Origin of the sequence: Vreelandella jeotgali Hwa (genome assembly GCF_000334215.1) — a bacterium.
GTDB lineage: Bacteria > Pseudomonadota > Gammaproteobacteria > Pseudomonadales > Halomonadaceae > Vreelandella > Vreelandella jeotgali.
The window spans coordinates 1-17,673 of record NZ_AMQY01000004.1 but is presented as its reverse complement, the minus strand read 5'-3'; the positions used below and the strand labels follow the sequence as shown (position 1 = coordinate 17,673).

Here is a 17,673-nt window from a genome sequence, read left to right as displayed (position 1 = left end):
GGAGTGCCTGTGCCAGGCAAGCGTAAAACCGGAGACGAGTGGTCGGCCGATGCCAAGCTGGCCGTGGTGATTGAAACGGCGTCTCTGTCAGAAGCCGAGATGGGCGCCTACTGCCGCGAGAAGGGTTTATACCCGGAGCAGGTACAACGCTAGAAAGACGCCTGTCTCCAGGGCGCCGACAAGCAAGAAGAGCAGGAAAAAGCGGTCCAACAGCAGCGTAAAAAAGACCGCCAGACGATCAAGAAACTCAAGTCGGAGCTCCGACAGAAAGACCATGTCCTGGCGGAAACGACCTCGTTACTGGTGCTCTCAAAAAAGCTCGAAGCCTTGTACGGCGAAGACCCGGACAACGGGGACAACTGACGTCGTTGAACGAACGTACAAGGCTGCTGAGGGCCTTCGACGATGCGGTGGCCAGTGGCGCCGCCCGCTACAAAGCGGCCAACATGATGGGGCTGAGTCAGCGCACGTTAAAACGCTGGCGGCACGCCAATGGCAAAGTGACCATGGACCAGCGCCCACAGGCCGAGCGGATAGTGCAGCCTCATCAGCTCACCCAAGCAGAAGAGAAGGCGATGTTGTCAGTCTGCTGCCAGCCCGAATACCGGAGCTTGCCGCCGTCGCAAATTGTCCCGCGCCTGGCCGACCAGGGCCGCTATCTCGCCTCGGAATCGTCGTTCTACCGAGTACTGAAAAAGTACCGGCAGCTGAGTCATCGTGGCCGTACGGCACCGGCCCGCAACGTGGCAAAGCCAACCAGCTTTACCGCATCAGGCCCCAACCAGATATGGAGTTGGGACATCAGCTACTGTCCCTCAACAGTCCGCGGTGAGCATTGGTATCTATACCTGATACTGGACGTGTATAGCCGCAAGATCGTTGCCTGGGAGATGTATGACAATGAATCCGGCGACCTGGCGAAACAGCTGGTGGAGCGTGCCCTGTTGCGTGAACGTTGCTGGCACACGCCGCCGGTGTTGCACTCGGATAACGGCGCGCCCATGACCTCGTACACCCTGCGCGCGCGACTGGCGGAGCTGGGCATGCTGATGTCCCATAGTCGGCCGCGGGTGAGCAACGATAATCCTTACTCAGAGGCGCTGTTCCGCACCGTCAAATACTGCCCGGCGTGGCCAACCAAGGGGTTTACCTCGCTGGACGCCGTGCGTAAATGGATGCTGTCGTTCGAGCACGCCTATAACGAACAACACCTGCACAGCGGCATCAACTTCGTGACACCCGCCGACCGGCACCGAGGGGTTGATACCCGACGCCTGGCCCGGCGGAAGGCGGTATATGAACGGGCGAAACGCCTGAACCCGAGGCGTTGGTCCGGCAATATCCGATGCTGGGAAGCCACCGGGGCCGTATCGCTCAATCCCGGTAAACAGCAGGAAACCGAGCGCAATAAATGGGCCGCTTAGACGTGGCCACTTGGACAACTGGGTTGAAAACTACCGGTCCTGGCCGGGCGACAAGGTGAAGGTCAAGGGCCAGCCGTGACGATCACATACTAGGTGTATTTTGGTGGTCAATCCGCCACGACTGCGCCCCAGCGCATAATTTAACGGTTCGTTTGAGCCCCCTTTTTGCCGCCTCCCGAGGCAGCACGCGTGGCGCGAATGGAAGTAGAGTCAACCATCCATGTGTCCAGATCCATCAGCCCATCCTGTCGCAGCTGCAGATGCAGTCGCTGGAGAATGGCATCGAAGGTGCCATTGTCGCGCCAGTGACGAAAGCGATCATACACGGTGGTCCAGGGGCCATAGCGCTCTGGCAAATCTCGCCATTTGGCACCGGAGCACAGTACCCAGAAAATACCGTTCAATATTTGCCGGTCATCTCGTCTGGGCCTTCCCATGCGCTGTGGCGGGGAGACAATATCCTCGATCAGTGACCAGCCGTGGCTTGAGACTTCGTAACGACCTGCCATACGTCACCTATGCTGCTACGTTATGGGCAAATCTAGCAAAAATCACTTTTCGTACAAAGCCTAGATGTTGGGTCCCGGATGATCAAATCAGCTATAGAAGTTATCCCCTGCTCGCAGCCAGAGAGCTTCTACAGCCATTCATTCGGGAACAGGTTCATGGACATCAAGCTGCATAAGCAGGCCACGACGACACCGAAGGTTCGTGCCGAGGTCCAGGCGGCACCCTCCAACATCACGGATAGCGAACTGGCCCGCCAGTTTAACGTCTCCACCGCGACCATCCGGCGTTGGCGGCATCGTGACAATGTTTATGATCGGCCCCATACGCGTCATAACCTGCTGACCACGCTCACAACCGAGCAAGAGGAGGTGCTGATCGCCGCTCGCGAATTCCTTCGCCTCGGCTTGGATAATCTCCCGGTCGTGGCACGTGAATTCCTGAATCCACGCTTGTCCCGCTCCGGGCTGCATCGCATGCTCAAGCGGCACGAGGTGCCGACATTGGTGGAACTGGCTCGGCAAGACGCCGGCGGTGATGAGAAGCCCCGGCACAAGCCCTTCAGGGACTATAAGCCGGGTTCGTGCACATCGACATCAAACACCTGCCTCGGATGCCTGACGAGCAGCAGAAGCGCTACCTGTACGTCGCCATCGATCGTGCCACGCGCTGGGTTTACTTGGAAGTCAGGCACAGTCAGTCCGCAAAGGATGCGCGGGCGTTCATGAAACGAGTGGAGGAGAAGCGGTAGTTTTCAACCCAGTTGTCCAAATGGCCACGTCTAAGCGGCCCATTTATTGCGCTCGGTTTCCTGCTGTTTACCGGGATTGAGCGATACGACCTCGGTGGCTTCCCAGCATCGGATATTGCCGGACCAACGCCTCGGATTCAGGCGTTTCGCCCGTTCATATACTGCCTTCCGCTGGGCCAAACGTCGGGTATCAACCCCCCGATGCCGGTCGTCGGGCGTCACGAAGTTGATGCCGCTGTGCAGGTGTTGTTCGTTATAGGCGTGCTCGAACGACAGCATCCATTCACGCACGGCGTCCAGCGAGGTAAACCCCTTTGTTGGCCATGCTGGGCAGTATTTGACGGTACGGAACAACGCCTCTGAATAAGGGTTATTGTTGCTCACTCGGGGGCGGCTATGAGACATCAGCATGCCCAGCTCCGCCAGTCGTGCGCGCAAGGTATACGAGGTCATGGGCGCGCCGTTATCCGAATGCAGCACCGGCGGTGTATGCCAACAGCGCTCACGCAGCAGAGCACGTTCCACCAGCTGTTTCGCCAGGTCGCCGGATTCACCGCCAGGACATGGTCTTTCTGCCGGAGTTCCGACTCCAGTTTCTTGATCGTCTGCCGGTCTTTTTTACGCTGCTGTTGAGCCGCTTTTTCCTGCTCTTCTTGCTTATCAGCGCCCTGGAGGCAGGCGTCTTTCCAACGCTGCACCTGTTCCGGATATAAGCCCTTTTCGCGGCAGTAGGCGCCCATCTCGGCTTCTGACAGAGACGCCGCTTCAATCACCACGGCCAGCTTGGCATCGGCCGACCAATCGTCTCCGGTTTTACGCTTGCCTGGCACAGGCACTCATTGTTGTCGGCATATTTTCAGCCAACCATACAGGGTTGCGTCCGCGATGCCTTCTTCGGCGGCGACCGACGTCACACTACGATTGTCGGGCGGCAACAACTTCTTCAGCACTGCGGCTTTACGTTCCTCGGAATAACGTGGCACAAACGATCCTATGCCGCCCCGGGTGATGTTGATTCAGGCAAAATCGCCAACTGGACAACCAGGCTGACAGAGGGGGGAAGGCCTCCTTCACGATCCAAACGGTGCTCACCGATAACGGCAAGTCGTTCACCGATCGCTTCACGCGGGCAGGCGAGCGCAAGCCCAGCGGTCGCCATCTCTTCGATCAGGAGTGCCAGGCCCATGGTATCGAGCACCGGCTAATCAAGCCGGGACGGCCGCAGACGAATGGCATGGTAGAGCGCTTCAACGGCCGGATCAGCGACGTGCTTTCAACCCGGCGCTATGTTTGGAACAGACACTCAAACGCTACGCTTGGCTGTACAATCACCATATGCCGCAGAGGGCGCTGCACCACCAGTCGCCCATCGCAGCGATGAAGGAATGGCAGGTCAAATGTCCTGAGTTATTTACCAAGCGGTTGGTCAATCACACGGGACCCGACATGTACCACTACATTAATGCTGGAGTTTTGGCGGCACGGCTTGAGTCACGAAGCCCGGCTAATGGCGCTTTGCCATGTCTCGCGCCACCCATCATAAAACGACTGTTTGAATTCTGGCGTGTTTCCTCACACACTCGAGAAACATCTCTCGGGAGTTCGCCCTTATGTCTTATTCGCCCGTCAACTCGTCTCACAGCTCAGCCAACAACTCGCCCACCACTTCACCTACCCACTACGTGATTGATGAAAGCGTACAGGTATCCATCGTTGATCACGTGGCCGAGGTGCGCATGCTGCGCGCCGATCGCCATAACGGCCTCGATTGGACAATGATCGATGGGTTGCTGAAAGCTCAGCGGGATCTGTCTCGGTACTGCTGCCAGGAGAGTCACGCCTCAGGAGAGTTGCGTGCGCTGGTGCTGAGCGGCGACGGTAAAAGCTTCTGCGCCGGCCTCGACATGGCCGACATCATGTCGCAGCCCCAGCGGCTGCCGTCGCTGCTGGAAGCCGACGACGACGGCATCAACCCGGTTCAGCGCCTGGCTCTGGGCTGGCGCGCCCTGGGCGTACCGGTGGTGGCAGCGCTACAGGGCCATGTGTACGGCGGCGGACTACAAATCGCGCTGGGTGCGGATATTCGCATCGCCGACCCGCAAACGCGCCTGGCACTGCTGGAAGTCGAATGGGGCATCATGCCCGACATGGGCATCAGCGTGACCGCCGAGGGCATAAGACCCGATGCGATCCGCGAAATGGCGTGGAGCGGCCGGCGGGTAGCCGCGGAAGAAGCCGTGACGCTGGGCTTGGTCAGCCGGCTGGCCGAGGCGCCTCGTGAGGCTGCCATGGAAACCGCCCGCACCATCGCTGCGCGTTCACCGCGCGCGGTGAGAGCCTTCAGCGAATTGATGGCGCAGTCCCCCGACTTGAACACCCAGGAGCGCCTGGCCCTGGAAGCCCGCTTGCAGAGCGGGCTGCTGGGCGGCAGCGAACAGCAGGAAGCCGTTGCCGCACGCCGGGAGGGCCGAACGGCACGCTTTGGCAGCCCGAACGAAAAATAAGAGCCGCTACACCTGCCCGTAGCGCCCGGCGGCATCGCCCAGCCAGCGGCGGATCAACACCGACGAGGCCTCGGCGTTGCCCTGCAGCTCGGTGGCCACAGCGCTGACGCTATCGAGCAGGTCGGCATCGCGCTCCAGGTCGGCGACTTTCATTTGCGCCAGCCCGGTCTGGCGGGTGCCCAGCACCTCGCCGGGGCCGCGGATTTCCAGGTCCTTTTCGGCAATGCGGAAGCCGTCGGTGGTGTCACGCATCACCCCCAGCCGCTGGCGCGAGCTTTTGGAGAGCGGCGGAGGGTAGAGCAGCACGCAAAAGCTTTCAGTGCTGCCGCGCCCCACCCGGCCGCGTAGCTGGTGGAGCTGGGAAAGCCCCAGCCGCTCGGGGTTTTCGATCACCATCAGGCTGGCGTTGGACACATCCACGCCGACCTCGATCACCGTGGTGGCCACCAGCAGATCCAGCTCACCGTCCTTGAATCGTGCCATGACTTCGGCCTTTTCGGCGGCTTTCATACGCCCGTGCACCAGGCCGATGGAGAGCGCCGGCAATGCGGCAGTCAGCTCGTCGCTGGTCACTTCGGCGGCCTGGCACTGCAGCGCCTCGGACTCCTCGATCAGCGTGCATACCCAGTAGGCCTGGCGGCCCTCATCGCAGGCGCGCTCGATGCGCTGAACCACCTCGGGGCGGCGCTCGTCGCTCACTACCACGGTTTTGACCGGCGTACGCCCCGGCGGCAGCTCGTCGATCAGCGACACGTCGAGGTCGGCGTAGGCGCTCATGGCCAGGGTGCGCGGAATCGGCGTGGCGGTCATGATCAGCTGGTGCGGCGTCAGCCCGCCGGCCTCGCCTTTTTCCCGCAGCGCCAGGCGCTGGTGCACGCCAAAGCGGTGCTGCTCGTCGATGATCGCCAGGCCCAGACGCTGGAAATGCACGTCGTCCTGAAACAGCGCGTGCGTGCCCACCACCATGCGCGCGCGGCCGTCGGCAATCGCGGCCTTGGCGTCGAGGCGCGCCTTGCCCTTGAGTTTGCCGGCGAGCCACGCCACCTCGATGCCCAGCGGTTCCAACCAGGCCTTGAAGGCGCGGTAATGCTGCTCGGCAAGAATCTCCGTGGGCGCCATGATCGCCGCCTGGCAGCCGCTTTCCAGCGCGGCAAGCGCCGCCATGGCCGCTACCACCGTTTTGCCCGAGCCCACGTCGCCCTGCACCAGCCGCAGCATCGGTGCCGGGCGCGCCAGGTCATGGGTGATTTCTTCCAGTACCCGCTGCTGAGCGCCGGTCAGGGCAAAGGGCAGCTGGGTGAGAAACCGCGCCTGTAGCCCGCGACCGTCGGTCAGCGTCGGCGCGCCGTCCTGCTGAATGCGCAGGCGCACTTCGCGCAGGCTGAGCTGATGCGCGAGCATTTCTTCCAGCGCCAGGCGCCGGGTCGCTGGGTGCCGGCCGGCATCGAGCTGCTCCATATCCGCTTCCGGCGGCGGCTGGTGCAACAGCGCCAGACTTTGCTGCAGGCCGGGTAGCGCAAAGCGCTGACGTAGCGTTTCGGGCAACACCTCGGGCAAGCCGCCGGGGTCACGCTCCAGCATGCCCAGCGCCTTGCCGACCAGCGCGCGCAGGCGCGGCTGGTGAAGGCCCTCGGTTGTGGGATAAATCGGGGTAAAGTGTTCGTCTACCGGCGGTTCGCTACCGTCCTGACGTAACGGCACAAGCTGATATTCGGGGTGATAGAGCTCCAGCCCGGTCGCCCCCGCTCGGGCTTCGCCAAAGGCGCGCACGCGCACACCGGAGCGCAGCTGTTGCTGCTGCGCAGGAGCAAAATGAAAAAACCGCAGGCTGATAATGCCGCTACCGTCGCGCAGGCGCACCAGCAGGCTGCGCCGGCGCCCCTTCACCACATCGCTTGCCGTGACGTCGCCTTCAATCACCGCTTCCTGCCCGGCGCGCAGCGTGCCCATGGGCGTCAGCCGGGTGCGATCCTGATAGCGCAGCGGCAGGTGAAACAGCAGGTCGCTGACCCGCTCGATGGACAACCGCCCGAGCTTTGCGGCCAGCGCCTCGCCGACGCCCTTGAGCGCGGTAACCGGCGCGTCGAGCTCGCTCACCTCAGGCTACCTCGACGGCGCCGTTAACCGGCTGACGGCAGCGCTCGGCCGCCTGGATCAACGCTTCGATGGCTTTGGGCCGGGGGAAGCTCGCCCGCCAGGCAATGGCCACCGTGCGCGACGGCGCCGGCGACACAAAGGGCCGGCTGATGAGCATGGCGTGATCGTGATGCTCGCTACCCAGCGCCGACTGCGGCAGCACGGTAATGCCCAGCTTGGAGGCCACCATGTGACGAATGGTTTCCAGCGAGCCGCCTTCGGCAATCAGGGTATTGTTGGGGCTGGCCAGTTTCTGGCCGATGGCGGGGCAGGCTTCCAGAATCTGGTCGCGGAAGCAGTGGCCTTCGCCCAGCAGCAGCAGGCGTTCGCTGAGCAGGTCTTCCTTGTTGATGGCCTTTTCCGCAGCCCAGCGATGTTCGGCGGGCAGAAGCACCTCGAACCCTTCTTCGTAGATCGAACGGGTGAGCACATCGGTTTCGGTAAACGGCAGCGCCACGATGATGGCGTCGAGTTCGCCGCTTCTCAGCTTGCCGCGCAGGGTGCCGGTCATGCCCTCTTCGATGTATAGCGGCATCTGCGGGGCAGCGGCGGCAATCTCGGGAATCAGGTGGGGGAACAGATACGGCCCGATGGTATAGATCGCGCCAATGCGCAGCGGGTTGGCCAGCTGATCCTTGCCCTCGCTGGCCATGGCGTAAATCTGGGTGCTCTGCTCCAGCACGCGCTGGGCCTGGGCGACGATTTTCTCGCCCAGCGGCGTTACCTGAACGGTGGATTTGGAGCGCTCGAACAGCGGCACGGCAAGCTCTTCCTCGAGCTTCTTGACCGCCACCGACAGCGTCGGCTGGGAGACGTGGCAGCGCTCGGCGGCGCGGCCAAAATGGTGCTCCTGCGCCAGGGTTACGATGTAGCGGAGTTCTGTTAGAGTCATGGCGGCGCCCGTGGCATCCTCCCGTGCTGAATAGGCTGGCGGTCATCGGGTATCCGGCGGCAGCGCGGCGCCGGCGGATACGTGGCATTGTCGCCGAGTGATGCCCTGTTGATAGAGAGGATCTATCAAGAGAACGCGCTTTGTCAAAGACGCGTGTTTCGTACAGGAGGGAAAAGGTGAAACCAAGCGTACTGATTATCGGCTGTGGCGATCTGGGCACCACGCTGGGACGCGAGCTGGTGGCCCGGGGACACAGCGTGACCGGCGTGCGCCGCCATGCCGACGCCCTGGCCGGTACCGGCATCGAACCGCTGGCGCTGGACCTGAATGCGCTCGACCACGCCGGCGCCGACGCGCTGCCCGAAGCGGACTACGTGATCTATACCGTCAGCGCCGACCGCTTCGAGGAAAGCGCCTACCAAAGTGCCTATCGGGACGGACTGCAACGCGTGCTCGCCGTGCTGCAACAACACGCCAACCCGCCCCGTCAGGTGCTGTTTGTCTCCTCGACCAGCGTTTACGGCCAGCAGGACGGCGAGGTGATCAACGAGCAGAGCCCGACCAGCGCCAGTAGTTTTTCCGGCCGGCTGATGCGCGAGGCCGAACAAAGCCTTCTGGACCACCCCCTTCCCGGCACCGTGGTGCGCTTTTCGGGCATCTACGGCCCCGGGCGCGATCGCCTGATCCGCCAGGTGGCCGAAGGTCGGGTCGCGGCGGTCACACCGGAAATCTATACCAACCGCATCCACCGCGATGACTGCACCGGCATTCTTGACTTCCTGATTCAGCGTCGGGAGCGCGGCGAGCACATCGAGCCGCTGTATTTATGCAGCGACAGCGAACCCGCCACCAAGCATGAAGTCATGGCATGGCTCGCCCGTCAGCTCCGAGTCGAGGCCACCGAAACCCTGCAGACACCGCTGCGCCGCCGCACCAACAAGCGCTGCGACAATACCCGCATCGTCGAAAGCGGCTACCGGTTCCGCTACCCCGACTTCCGGGAAGGCTATACCCAGGTCTTGCAGGTCGGCGGCTTTCTCCCCGAACAGTCCGACGAACAGACGCCCTGATACGCCAAAGGCCCGGCTGCCAAAGCCCGGGCCTTTTACAGGAACCGACGGCCTACCGAGTCTCAGTCGCCCAGCACCATGACCGCTTCGGCCTCAACGCGCGCGCCCTTGGGCAGCGCCTTGACGCCCACGGCCGCCCGGGCGGGATACGGCTCAGCGAAAAACGCCTGCATCACCTCGTTAACCGTGCCGAAATGCTCCAGCTCGGTCAGGTAAAGGTTGAGTTTGACGATATCGCCCAGGCTGCCGGCGGCTTCTTCGCAGACCGCCTGAAGGTTGCTGAACACCTGGCGCGTCTGGGCTTCCACATCGCCTTCCACCAGCGTCATGCTCGCCGGGTCCAGCGGAATCTGACCGGAGATATAGACGGTATTACCCGCCTTGATGGCCTGGGAATACGGGCCAATGGCGGCAGGGGCCTTTTCGGTGTTGATCGCTGCCTTGTTACTCATCGGGCGGTCTCCTTGAGATATACGCCATAGCCGCTATACGGCTTATGGGAAAAATAGCGTACCGTGCAGCACGATACGCCGCATAAAAACATTAACGCAGGATAATGCGGGGCTTATTACTGCCCCAGTCGGTAGATCTTTTCCACGCTGTGGAGGTTGCGGATACGCTTGATGATCCGCGCCAGATGCACGCGGCCTTTCACCGCCAGGGTCAGGTTGACCGATGAGAGTCGCGCGTCGCGCTCCTCGATGCTGATACCTTCGATGTTGGCATCGGCATCGGTCACCAGCCCGGCCAGCTCGGCGACCAGCCCGCGGTGGCTTTCGATTTCGATACGCAGTGCGACCGGGAAATCTTCCGCGATGTCGTCGGCCCATTCCAGCGTGAACAGCTTGTCGGGGTTGTTCTTGTCGGTGAGGTTTCTGCATTCGGCGCGGTGCACCACCAGCCCCTTGCCGGCGGACAGGTGCCCCACCACGTCGTCGCCGGGAAGCGGGTGGCAGCAGCGGGCAAAGTTGGTCACCATGCCTTCGCTGCCGCTGATGACCACCGGCTGCTGGCTCTTGCTCTCGCTGCTGGCAGCGCCCTGCCCGTCGATCAGATCCACCAGGTGACGCGCTACCACGTAGGCCATGTGTCGTCCCAGGCCGATGGACTCCAGCAGCGCATTGCGGTCGGCAAATTCCAGCTCTTCCAGGGCGCGTTCGACCAGCGAATCGTCCAGCTCTTCCACGCTGGTTTCGAAGACCGAGAGCGCCTTGTTCAGCAGCCGGCGGCCCAGCTGGACGGCTTCCTGCTGCTGCTGGTGTTTCAGCGCATGGCGAATGGCCGAACGCGCCTTGGCGGTGATCACAAAGTTGAGCCAGGCGACGTTGGGCCGCGCCGCTGGGGCGGTGATGATATCCAGCGCCTGGCCGCTTTCGAGCCGGGTAGACAGCGGCGCCAGCTGGCGATCAATGCGGCAGGCAATGCAGCTGTTGCCGATATCGGTGTGCACGCTATAGGCAAAGTCGATCACCGTGGCGCCTTGAGGCAGCTCCATGATGTCGCCCTTGGGCGTGAAAACGTAGATATCGTCAGGAAAAAGGTCGTTTTTAACGTGCTCGATAAATTCCAGCGAGTCACCGGCGTGGCGCTGCATTTCCAACAGCCCCTTCACCCAGGCGCGCGCCCGTTCGCGGCTGCCTTCGGCAATCGGATGGTCGGTCTGGCCGGCCTTGTACAGCCAGTGGGCCGCAATACCGTTGTTGGCCATGGCCTCCATCTCGCGGGTGCGAATCTGCACCTCGATGGGCATGCCCCGGGGGCCGAAGAGCGTGGTATGGAGGCTCTGGTAACCGTTGGCCTTGGGAATGGCGATATAGTCCTTGAAACGCCCGGGCACCGGCTTGTAGAGGTTATGCACCACGCCAAGAATCCGGTAACAGCTGGCCACGTCGTCGGTGACGATACGAAAGCCGAACACATCCATCAGCTCGGCAAAGGATTTGCGCTGGTCGCGCATCTTGCGATAAATCGACAGCAGGTGTTTCTGCCGCCCCATGGCGGTGCCGCGAAGGCCGTCTTCTTCGAGGCTTTGCTGCAGGGTGGACTGCACCTGGTGCATGGCGCTGCGACGATGGCCCCGGGCGTTCACCACGGCACGCTTGATGCGCTCGGCGCGCATGGGATGGATCGCCTGAAACGACAGGTCTTCCAGCTCGATACGGATGGTATTGATGCCCAGGCGACCGGCCACTCGGGCGTAGATTTCCAGGGTTTCCCGGGCGATGCGGCGCTTCTTGTCCGGCCTCAGCGCGCCCAGGGTACGCATGTTATGCAGCCGGTCGGCCAGCTTGACGATAATCACGCGGATATCCCGGGACATCGCCAGCACCATCTTCTGAAAATTCTCCGCCTGGGCGACGGCCTTGTCCTCGAAGGTGATCTGGGTGAGCTTGGAGACGCCGTCCACCAACTCGGCCACGGATTCCCCGAATTGGGACTCCACCGCCGGCTTGTCGACGCTGGTATCTTCGATGACGTCATGCAGCATGGCCGCCATCAGGCTCTGATGGTCCATGTGCATGTTGGCGAGGATGTTGGCGACCGCCAGCGGGTGGGTAACGTAGGCTTCGCCGGAACGGCGGCGCTGACCGTCGTGCGACTGCTCGGCGTAATAGAAGGCGCGCTTGACCTGCTGAATCTCATCCGCCGGAAGATAGCCGCCAAGTCGATCCGCCAGGTCGTCAATGGTAAACATGCGCCGCGCCTCTCTCACCTGTCAGACGCCGGCTCGGCGAGCCAACGCCGGGCCGGAACCGGGATCAGGACGTGCCGAGCGTCGCCGACTCGTCCGCGGGTACGCCGGCATCCATCGGGCGCGGACTCACCGGGGCCTCTACCGGCTCATCCAGCACGCTACGATCCACCAGGCCGGCGGCAATCTCACGCAGCGCCACCACGGTAGGCTTGTCGTTTTCCCAATCCAGCTGGGTATCGCGCGAACCGCGCGCCAGTTGACGCGAGCGTTGGCTGGAGATCATCACCAGCTGAAAGCGGTTTTCCACGTTGTCCAGACAATCTTCAACGGTTACACGAGCCATGAGTTCTTCCTGTAGAGGTCAAGGCGCCGGAAGATGTCGACATCTCCCGGCGTTAAAACGGTAGCGCAGGGCCTGTAGAGACCCTGGCGCAATCGGTTAGCGTACTCGACGCCCGTCTGCCATGACAAGGGCAACGATGGCGGCGGTCGCTAGGACAGCAATGCCTCGAGCAGCGGCGCATGACGATCGCCGATCATGCCGGCGGTCAGCCGGCGGCTGATCACCAGGGCGCGCAATTCTTCCAGCGCGGTGGTGAAATCATCATTGATCACGATGTAGTCGTACTCGGCATGATGCGACATCTCGCTGATGGCATCCTGCATGCGACGCTCGATCACCGCGTGGGCATCGGTTCCCCGGCCGGCCAGGCGGCGCTCCAGCTCGTCCCGCGAAGGCGGCAGGATAAAAATCGAGACCGCCTCGGGCATTTTCTCGCGCACCTGGCGCGCGCCCTGCCAGTCAATTTCCAGAATTACGTCCTGGCAGGCGTCCAGTCGCTCCTGCACGGCCTTCTGCGAGGTGCCGTAGTAGTTGTCGAATACCCGGGCATATTCAAAAAAATCGCCGCGCTCCACCATCGCTTCAAAGTCGGCCGTCCGGGTAAAGTGGTAGTTGACGCCGTCCACTTCGCCTTCCCGGCGCTCGCGGGTGGTATGCGAAACCGACACCTGAATACCGTTGAGGTTTTCGATGAGCTCGCGCACCAGGCTGGTTTTACCGGCTCCCGACGGAGCAGAGACAACAAAAAGCGTACCTTGAGACATGACGCGCTCACCTACCTTGGCGATGAAAAAGGAACGGCACAGACGGCGAATCGACCCTGTTGACGAACACCCTGCCAGCCGCTGCAACAGGCGCCAAAGTATCACATATCGCGCATTCAGGCGGTAGAGGTGGGCGCGTCAGAGCGCCGCTCCAGCAGCTGGCCCAGAGCGAACAGCACCAGCCCGATCAGCGCCAGCGCGGTGCCCACCAGGCCGGTACTCGACCAGCCCAGCTCCGCGCTGATGGCTACCCCGGCCAGCCAGGCGCCCAGCGCATTGGCGGCATTGAAAGCGGCATGATTGAGCGAGGCGGCCATGGTCTGGGCGTCTTCGGCCACGTCCATCAGTCGGGTTTGCAGCGCCGGCGCCAGGGCAATGCTGGTGCCCACCAGCGCTACCGACATCAGCCCGGTCCAGACGTTGTTGGCGGCGACAAAAAACAGCCCCTGAATCACCGCACACCAGAGCAGAATCATCGGGATCGCACGCAGCAGGTTGTTATCCGCCATGCGGCCGCCCACCACGTTGCCCGCCAGCGTACCCAGCCCGAACACCACCAGCACCAACGGCCCCAGCGCCTCGCTCATGCCCGCCTGATGGGTCAGCGTGGGCATCACGTAGCTGAATATGGCGAACATGCCGCCAAAACCGATGCAAGCCACCGCCAGCGTCATCAACACCCGACGTTTGAACAGCGCCGACAGCTCGCGCACCGGGCTGGCGGCGTCATCCACCGGCTGCACCGGCACCCAGAGGCGAATACAGAGCGCAGTGATCAGCGCGTTCACTCCTACCGCGCCGAAGGCCACCTGCCAGCCGAACTGATTGCCCGCCCAGGTGCCCAGCGGCGCACCGATGAGAATCGCCACCGTCAGCCCCAGCATCACCCGGGAGACCGCCTGAGCGCGCTGGTCCACCGGCACCGCACCGGCGGCGACCAGTGCCGCTACGCCGAAGTAGGCGCCGTGGGGCAGGCCGGCAATGAAGCGCAGCCCCACAAAGGAAGCAAAGCCGGGCGCCAGGGCGCTTGCCACGTTGCCCACGGCGAACAGCAGCATCAACCCCATCAACAGCCCGCGTTTGGGCGCCCGGGCAGCCAGAGCCGCGATCAGCGGTGCGCCCACCACGACACCCAGCGCGTAGCTGCTGATGGCATAGCCTGCCTGGGGCACGGTCACGGCCAGATCCTCCGCGACCCGGTTCATCAGGCCCATGATCACGAACTCGCAGGTGCCGATGCCAAACCCGCCGAGCGCCAGCGAAAACTCGGCGAGTCGGGGGTGGGCGGCACGGCCGGGCGTTGACGGCTGCATGATATCTCCTGAACGATAGCGGTCACATGGAATACGAGCACCGGAAGGTAGCATGCCCCACCTTGAGCTTGAACACGCCATCCAGGCACTGGCAGAGAAAGACCCCGAGATCGCCGGTGCGCTGCCGCAGCGGGGCATACCCGCGCCGCCGCCACAGCGCGATCAAGGCTTTGCCACCCTGCTGACCACCATCATCGGCCAGCAGATTTCCACGCGGGCTGCCGCCGCGATCACCCAGCGCCTGCAAGCGCGCCTGCCGGCCATGAACGCCCGCGCCGTGGCCGACGCCGAGGGGCAAGCCCTGCGCGACGCCGGGCTGTCATGGCGCAAGGTCGAGTACGCCCAGGGGCTGGCCGCGGCCGAGCTCAACGGCACTTTCAGCGCCGACTCGCTCGACGTCATGAGCGACGCCGACGCCATCGCGGCCATTACCGCACTGCGTGGCTTTGGCCGCTGGAGCGCGGAAATCTACCTGATGTTCTCGCTCGGGCGGGAAGATATCTTCCCCGCCGATGACCTGGCGCTGCGCGTGGCGCTGGGCCGGCTCAAGGGATTGGCAGAGCGTCCCACACCGGCACAGTCCCGACGTCTGGTGGCGCACTGGTCGCCGTATCGCAGCGCCGGCGCACTGTGGCTATGGCACTGCTATCGCCAATAGCGCTGATATGTCGCGGTGATCCAGCGGGCGACGGGCGCTGCGCCGGTACCCGAATCTGCTACCGTTAAGCTGACAGCCAATTTCCCCCTGCCCGGGACCTTGCCAGCTTCTCAGGGACCCCAAGACAGGTGATAACGTCACGCAGGAGATAAAGCCATGATCAAACAGCTGCCACAAAGCGAAGGCGCCACCATCGGCGTGGAAGTCTCGGGCCGCATTTCCTCGGAAGAAGAGCAAGAGTGGATCGAGCGGTTCAACGCGCTGATAGAACAACACCCGTCCATCAGCGTGCTGGTAGTGCTCGACGGCAGAATCGCCATGGATATCGACGCCGTGTTTCAGGATCTGAAATGGACGTTTCAGCACCTGAAAAACCTCGACCGGCTGGCCATAGTGTCGGACAGCCAGGTGCTGGGCTGGCTCGTCGCGGCGGACAGCCCCTTCGGCAAGCTGGTCGGCATCAGCGAAAAACATTTCGATACCCGGGAACTGGACAACGCCTGGCAATGGGTCAAGGCATAGCCGCCACGCCTCGGGCATTAACCGGCGGCCTCAGGAACCGGCGATCCGCCGGAAGCAGTCGGCGTCCGCCTCGCTGAAAAAGCACAACGTAACCTCAAGCGCCGGGTATGCCGGCAGCGCTTCACGCATGACCGCCAGCACGACCCGGGCAGCCTCAGCAAACGGGTAGCCGTACACGCCGGTGGAAATCGCGGGAAAAGCCACTGTTGCGCAGCCCTGCTCGACGGCCAGGCGCAGAGCGTTGCGGTAACAGTCGGCCAGCAGAGCCGACTGATCTTCGCGTTCGTTATATACCGGCCCCACGGTATGAATCACGTAGCGCGCCGGCAGATTGAAGGCATCGGTCAACGCGGCCTGCCCCTCCGGCAAGCCGTCAACCTGGCTTATTCATGAAGCCGGCCTGAAAACGAAGATGGCGAGTGGTTTTCTCTTGTAGAATCAGGATGTTCCTGCCAGAACACGATTCAAGAGGACCACTCGCCATGGGTGAAACCCTAACGACCTGGTCGCCCTCGTGCAACGGCTCCGTCCGTGTCGAGCTGAGCGGCCACCGCACCACTAGTGACAGCGGCGCTCTGCTGCTGCGTGAAGCCCTCGACAACAGCGGCGTGATCGAGGCCCTCGACGACAACCTGGTCGATCGACGACACCCACTGCGTATCCGTCATTCGCTGGCCAGCCAGCTACGCACCGTGGTCATGCAGCGGGCGATGGGCTGGATCGACCTGGACGATACCGACACGCTGCGTCACGATCCGCTCTGGCAGCTGGCTTGCAGCGATGCACGTGGCATGACGCCCCTGGCCCAAGAGCGGCCGTCTCAAGCCACGCTGTCGCGGTTGCTGACTTGTCTCGGGCGCAACGACAACATCGATACCGTGCACGAAGGCCTGCTGCGGCTGGTGCTCTGGCGCCTGACCTCGCTGAAGAACGGTGAACGCCCCAAGCAGCTGACGCTGGATATCGACGGCCTGCCGATCGAGGTCCACGGCCACCAGGGCGGCTCGGCCTATCATGGCCTGTACGGGGCCCGCATCTACTCGCCGCTGGTCGCCTCACTGGCCGAAACCGGTGACATGGTGGGCGGCCTGTTGCGCGAAGGTAACGCTGGCCCCGCCGAGAACGCCGATACCTGGATCCCTCACCTGGTGAAGCGGCTCAACGAAAGCACTGGCGCCCAGGTTCGGGTGCGCATCGACGCCGGCTTCACCGACAACGACACGCTGGAGGCCCTAGAAGAGCGGGACATCGAGTACCTGGGCCGGCTGCGCAGTCACACCGGCCTGCAGAAGCTGGCGGCGCCTTACCTGAAGCGGCCCCGCGGCCGGCCGCCCGAGCAGCCTCGGGAATGGTGCCACGACCTTGAATACCAGGCCGGTACCTGGCCGACGCCACGGCGCGTGGTGTTGGTGGTGCAGGAACGCCCCGATGATCTGCTGCTGCATGCCTTCTTCCTGGTCACCAACCTCGGCAAGTTCGACTGGCCGCCGGAGAAGGTTCTGGCGCTCTACCGCAAGCGCGGCAGCGCCGAGGCGCACATGGGCGAGGTGAAGTCGGCGCTCGACGTACACCTCTCGTCGACCGATCGCGGCGCCTCCACCGTCCAGGACGTGATGGCCCGCAACGAGGTGAGCCTGCTGCTGAGCCTCTACGCCTATCAGGTGCTACATGGCCTGCGCTGCCTGCTGGAGCGGCAGACCCGGCAAGGCTGGAGCCTGAGCCGGATGCGCGAGCAGGTGCTCAAGGTGGCCGCCACGCTGAGGCTGCACGCTCGGCGCATCACGGTTCACCTCGGCGCCGCCGCCGACAAGTGGTGGCCGGCACTGCTGAAGGGGCTGCCGAAGTTGGCCGCGCTGAGCTGACACCCCGCGAGACCACTACAGGACCCGACATCAAGCGACCGCAGCGGCGGCCGGCGGTCTCGGCTGCTTTGACGGTTGGAATTGATTCCCAAAAGCTATAAGAAAGCGGGCTAAAAGACGCGTGTGAGCATTACTCAGCGGCCGCTCGCGTCAGAAATTACGGTCCTAATGAGCAATTCCGTCAACCAGCACCTTCAGACAGCCCGATCAGCCCCCTCGTGAATGAGGCGGG

Annotated in this window: 13 protein-coding genes and 5 pseudogenes; 8 read left to right on the top strand and 10 right to left on the bottom strand. The window is 63.0% G+C overall.

The window, feature by feature from the left end:
- Window positions 1-320 precede the first annotated feature (320 nt).
- Window positions 321-1,424: pseudogene (locus C793_RS0101665) on the top strand (IS3 family transposase); the annotation flags it as partial.
- A gap of 39 nt (window positions 1,425-1,463) precedes the next feature.
- Here C793_RS0101665 and C793_RS13335 read toward each other — a convergent pair.
- Window positions 1,464-1,933, bottom strand: a pseudogene (locus C793_RS13335) (IS5 family transposase); the annotation flags it as partial.
- 156 nt (window positions 1,934-2,089) lie between these two features.
- Between C793_RS13335 and C793_RS13330 the strand changes: the two are divergent.
- Window positions 2,090-2,676: pseudogene (locus tag C793_RS13330) on the top strand (transposase family protein); the annotation flags it as partial.
- Between the two features lie 36 nt (window positions 2,677-2,712).
- Here the strand turns inward: C793_RS13330 and C793_RS14200 are convergent.
- Window positions 2,713-3,665, bottom strand: a pseudogene (locus C793_RS14200) (integrase core domain-containing protein).
- Window positions 3,666-3,745: 80 nt separating this feature from the next.
- Here C793_RS14200 and C793_RS14845 point away from each other — a divergent pair.
- Window positions 3,746-4,128 (top strand): annotated as a pseudogene (locus tag C793_RS14845) (integrase core domain-containing protein); the annotation flags it as partial.
- Window positions 4,129-4,292: 164 nt separating this feature from the next.
- The gene (locus tag C793_RS0101640; RefSeq protein WP_017429204.1) at window positions 4,293-5,186 is read left to right on the top strand and encodes an enoyl-CoA hydratase-related protein; all 894 of its coding nucleotides are present in this window, start codon (window positions 4,293-4,295) and stop codon (window positions 5,184-5,186) included.
- A 6-nt stretch (window positions 5,187-5,192) separates the two neighbouring features.
- Here C793_RS0101640 and recG read toward each other — a convergent pair whose 3' ends face one another.
- The gene (gene recG, locus C793_RS0101635; protein ID WP_017429203.1) at window positions 5,193-7,283 is read right to left on the bottom strand and encodes an ATP-dependent DNA helicase RecG; all 2,091 of its coding nucleotides are present in this window, start codon (window positions 7,281-7,283) and stop codon (window positions 5,193-5,195) included.
- A 1-nt stretch (window position 7,284) separates the two neighbouring features.
- Window positions 7,285-8,214: a hydrogen peroxide-inducible genes activator gene (locus C793_RS0101630; RefSeq protein WP_017429202.1), complete on the bottom strand. Its 930-nt coding sequence runs from the start codon at window positions 8,212-8,214 to the stop codon at window positions 7,285-7,287.
- 176 nt (window positions 8,215-8,390) lie between these two features.
- Here C793_RS0101630 and C793_RS0101625 point away from each other — a divergent pair, with 176 nt between their 5' ends.
- The gene (locus C793_RS0101625) at window positions 8,391-9,284 is read left to right on the top strand and encodes an SDR family oxidoreductase (RefSeq protein ID WP_017429201.1); all 894 of its coding nucleotides are present in this window, start codon (window positions 8,391-8,393) and stop codon (window positions 9,282-9,284) included.
- Window positions 9,285-9,346: 62 nt separating this feature from the next.
- Here C793_RS0101625 and ridA read toward each other — a convergent pair whose 3' ends face one another.
- The 5 genes from ridA to C793_RS0101600 all read right to left on the bottom strand — a co-directional run bounded on the left by ridA (window position 9,347) and on the right by C793_RS0101600 (window position 14,399).
- On the bottom strand, window positions 9,347-9,736 hold the full coding sequence (gene ridA, locus C793_RS0101620) for a deaminase RidA (protein WP_017429200.1): 390 nt from the start codon (window positions 9,734-9,736) through the stop codon (window positions 9,347-9,349).
- Between the two features lie 116 nt (window positions 9,737-9,852).
- A complete protein-coding gene (locus C793_RS0101615; protein ID WP_017429199.1) occupies window positions 9,853-11,979 on the bottom strand; it encodes a RelA/SpoT family protein in 2,127 nt (708 codons plus the stop codon).
- A 64-nt stretch (window positions 11,980-12,043) separates the two neighbouring features.
- Window positions 12,044-12,322 carry a DNA-directed RNA polymerase subunit omega gene (rpoZ, locus tag C793_RS0101610; RefSeq protein WP_017429198.1) on the bottom strand — a complete coding sequence of 93 codons (279 nt, stop codon included), beginning with the start codon at window positions 12,320-12,322 and terminating at the stop codon, window positions 12,044-12,046.
- A 149-nt stretch (window positions 12,323-12,471) separates the two neighbouring features.
- Entirely contained in the window at window positions 12,472-13,086 is a 615-nt protein-coding gene (gmk, locus tag C793_RS0101605; protein WP_017429197.1) for a guanylate kinase, read from the bottom strand.
- Window positions 13,087-13,202: 116 nt separating this feature from the next.
- Window positions 13,203-14,399 carry an MFS transporter gene (locus C793_RS0101600; protein ID WP_017429196.1) on the bottom strand — a complete coding sequence of 399 codons (1,197 nt, stop codon included), beginning with the start codon at window positions 14,397-14,399 and terminating at the stop codon, window positions 13,203-13,205.
- Between the two features lie 52 nt (window positions 14,400-14,451).
- Here C793_RS0101600 and C793_RS0101595 point away from each other — a divergent pair, with 52 nt between their 5' ends.
- Both C793_RS0101595 and C793_RS0101590 read left to right on the top strand, forming a co-directional pair.
- Complete coding sequence (locus tag C793_RS0101595; protein ID WP_017429195.1) at window positions 14,452-15,057, top strand: DNA-3-methyladenine glycosylase family protein; 606 nt, start codon at window positions 14,452-14,454, stop codon at window positions 15,055-15,057.
- A 156-nt stretch (window positions 15,058-15,213) separates the two neighbouring features.
- Window positions 15,214-15,579, top strand: coding sequence for a SpoIIAA family protein (locus C793_RS0101590; RefSeq protein WP_017429194.1), 366 nt, complete (start codon window positions 15,214-15,216; stop codon window positions 15,577-15,579).
- A 30-nt stretch (window positions 15,580-15,609) separates the two neighbouring features.
- On the opposite strand, the gene C793_RS13315 is transcribed toward C793_RS0101590, so the two are convergent.
- Window positions 15,610-15,948, bottom strand: a complete 339-nt coding sequence (locus C793_RS13315; RefSeq protein ID WP_017429193.1) for a macro domain-containing protein — start codon at window positions 15,946-15,948, stop codon at window positions 15,610-15,612.
- A 74-nt stretch (window positions 15,949-16,022) separates the two neighbouring features.
- Between C793_RS13315 and C793_RS0101580 the strand changes: the two genes are divergently transcribed.
- Entirely contained in the window at window positions 16,023-17,441 is a 1,419-nt protein-coding gene (locus C793_RS0101580) for an IS1380 family transposase (RefSeq protein WP_083871872.1), read from the top strand.
- Window positions 17,442-17,673: the final 232 nt, after the last annotated feature.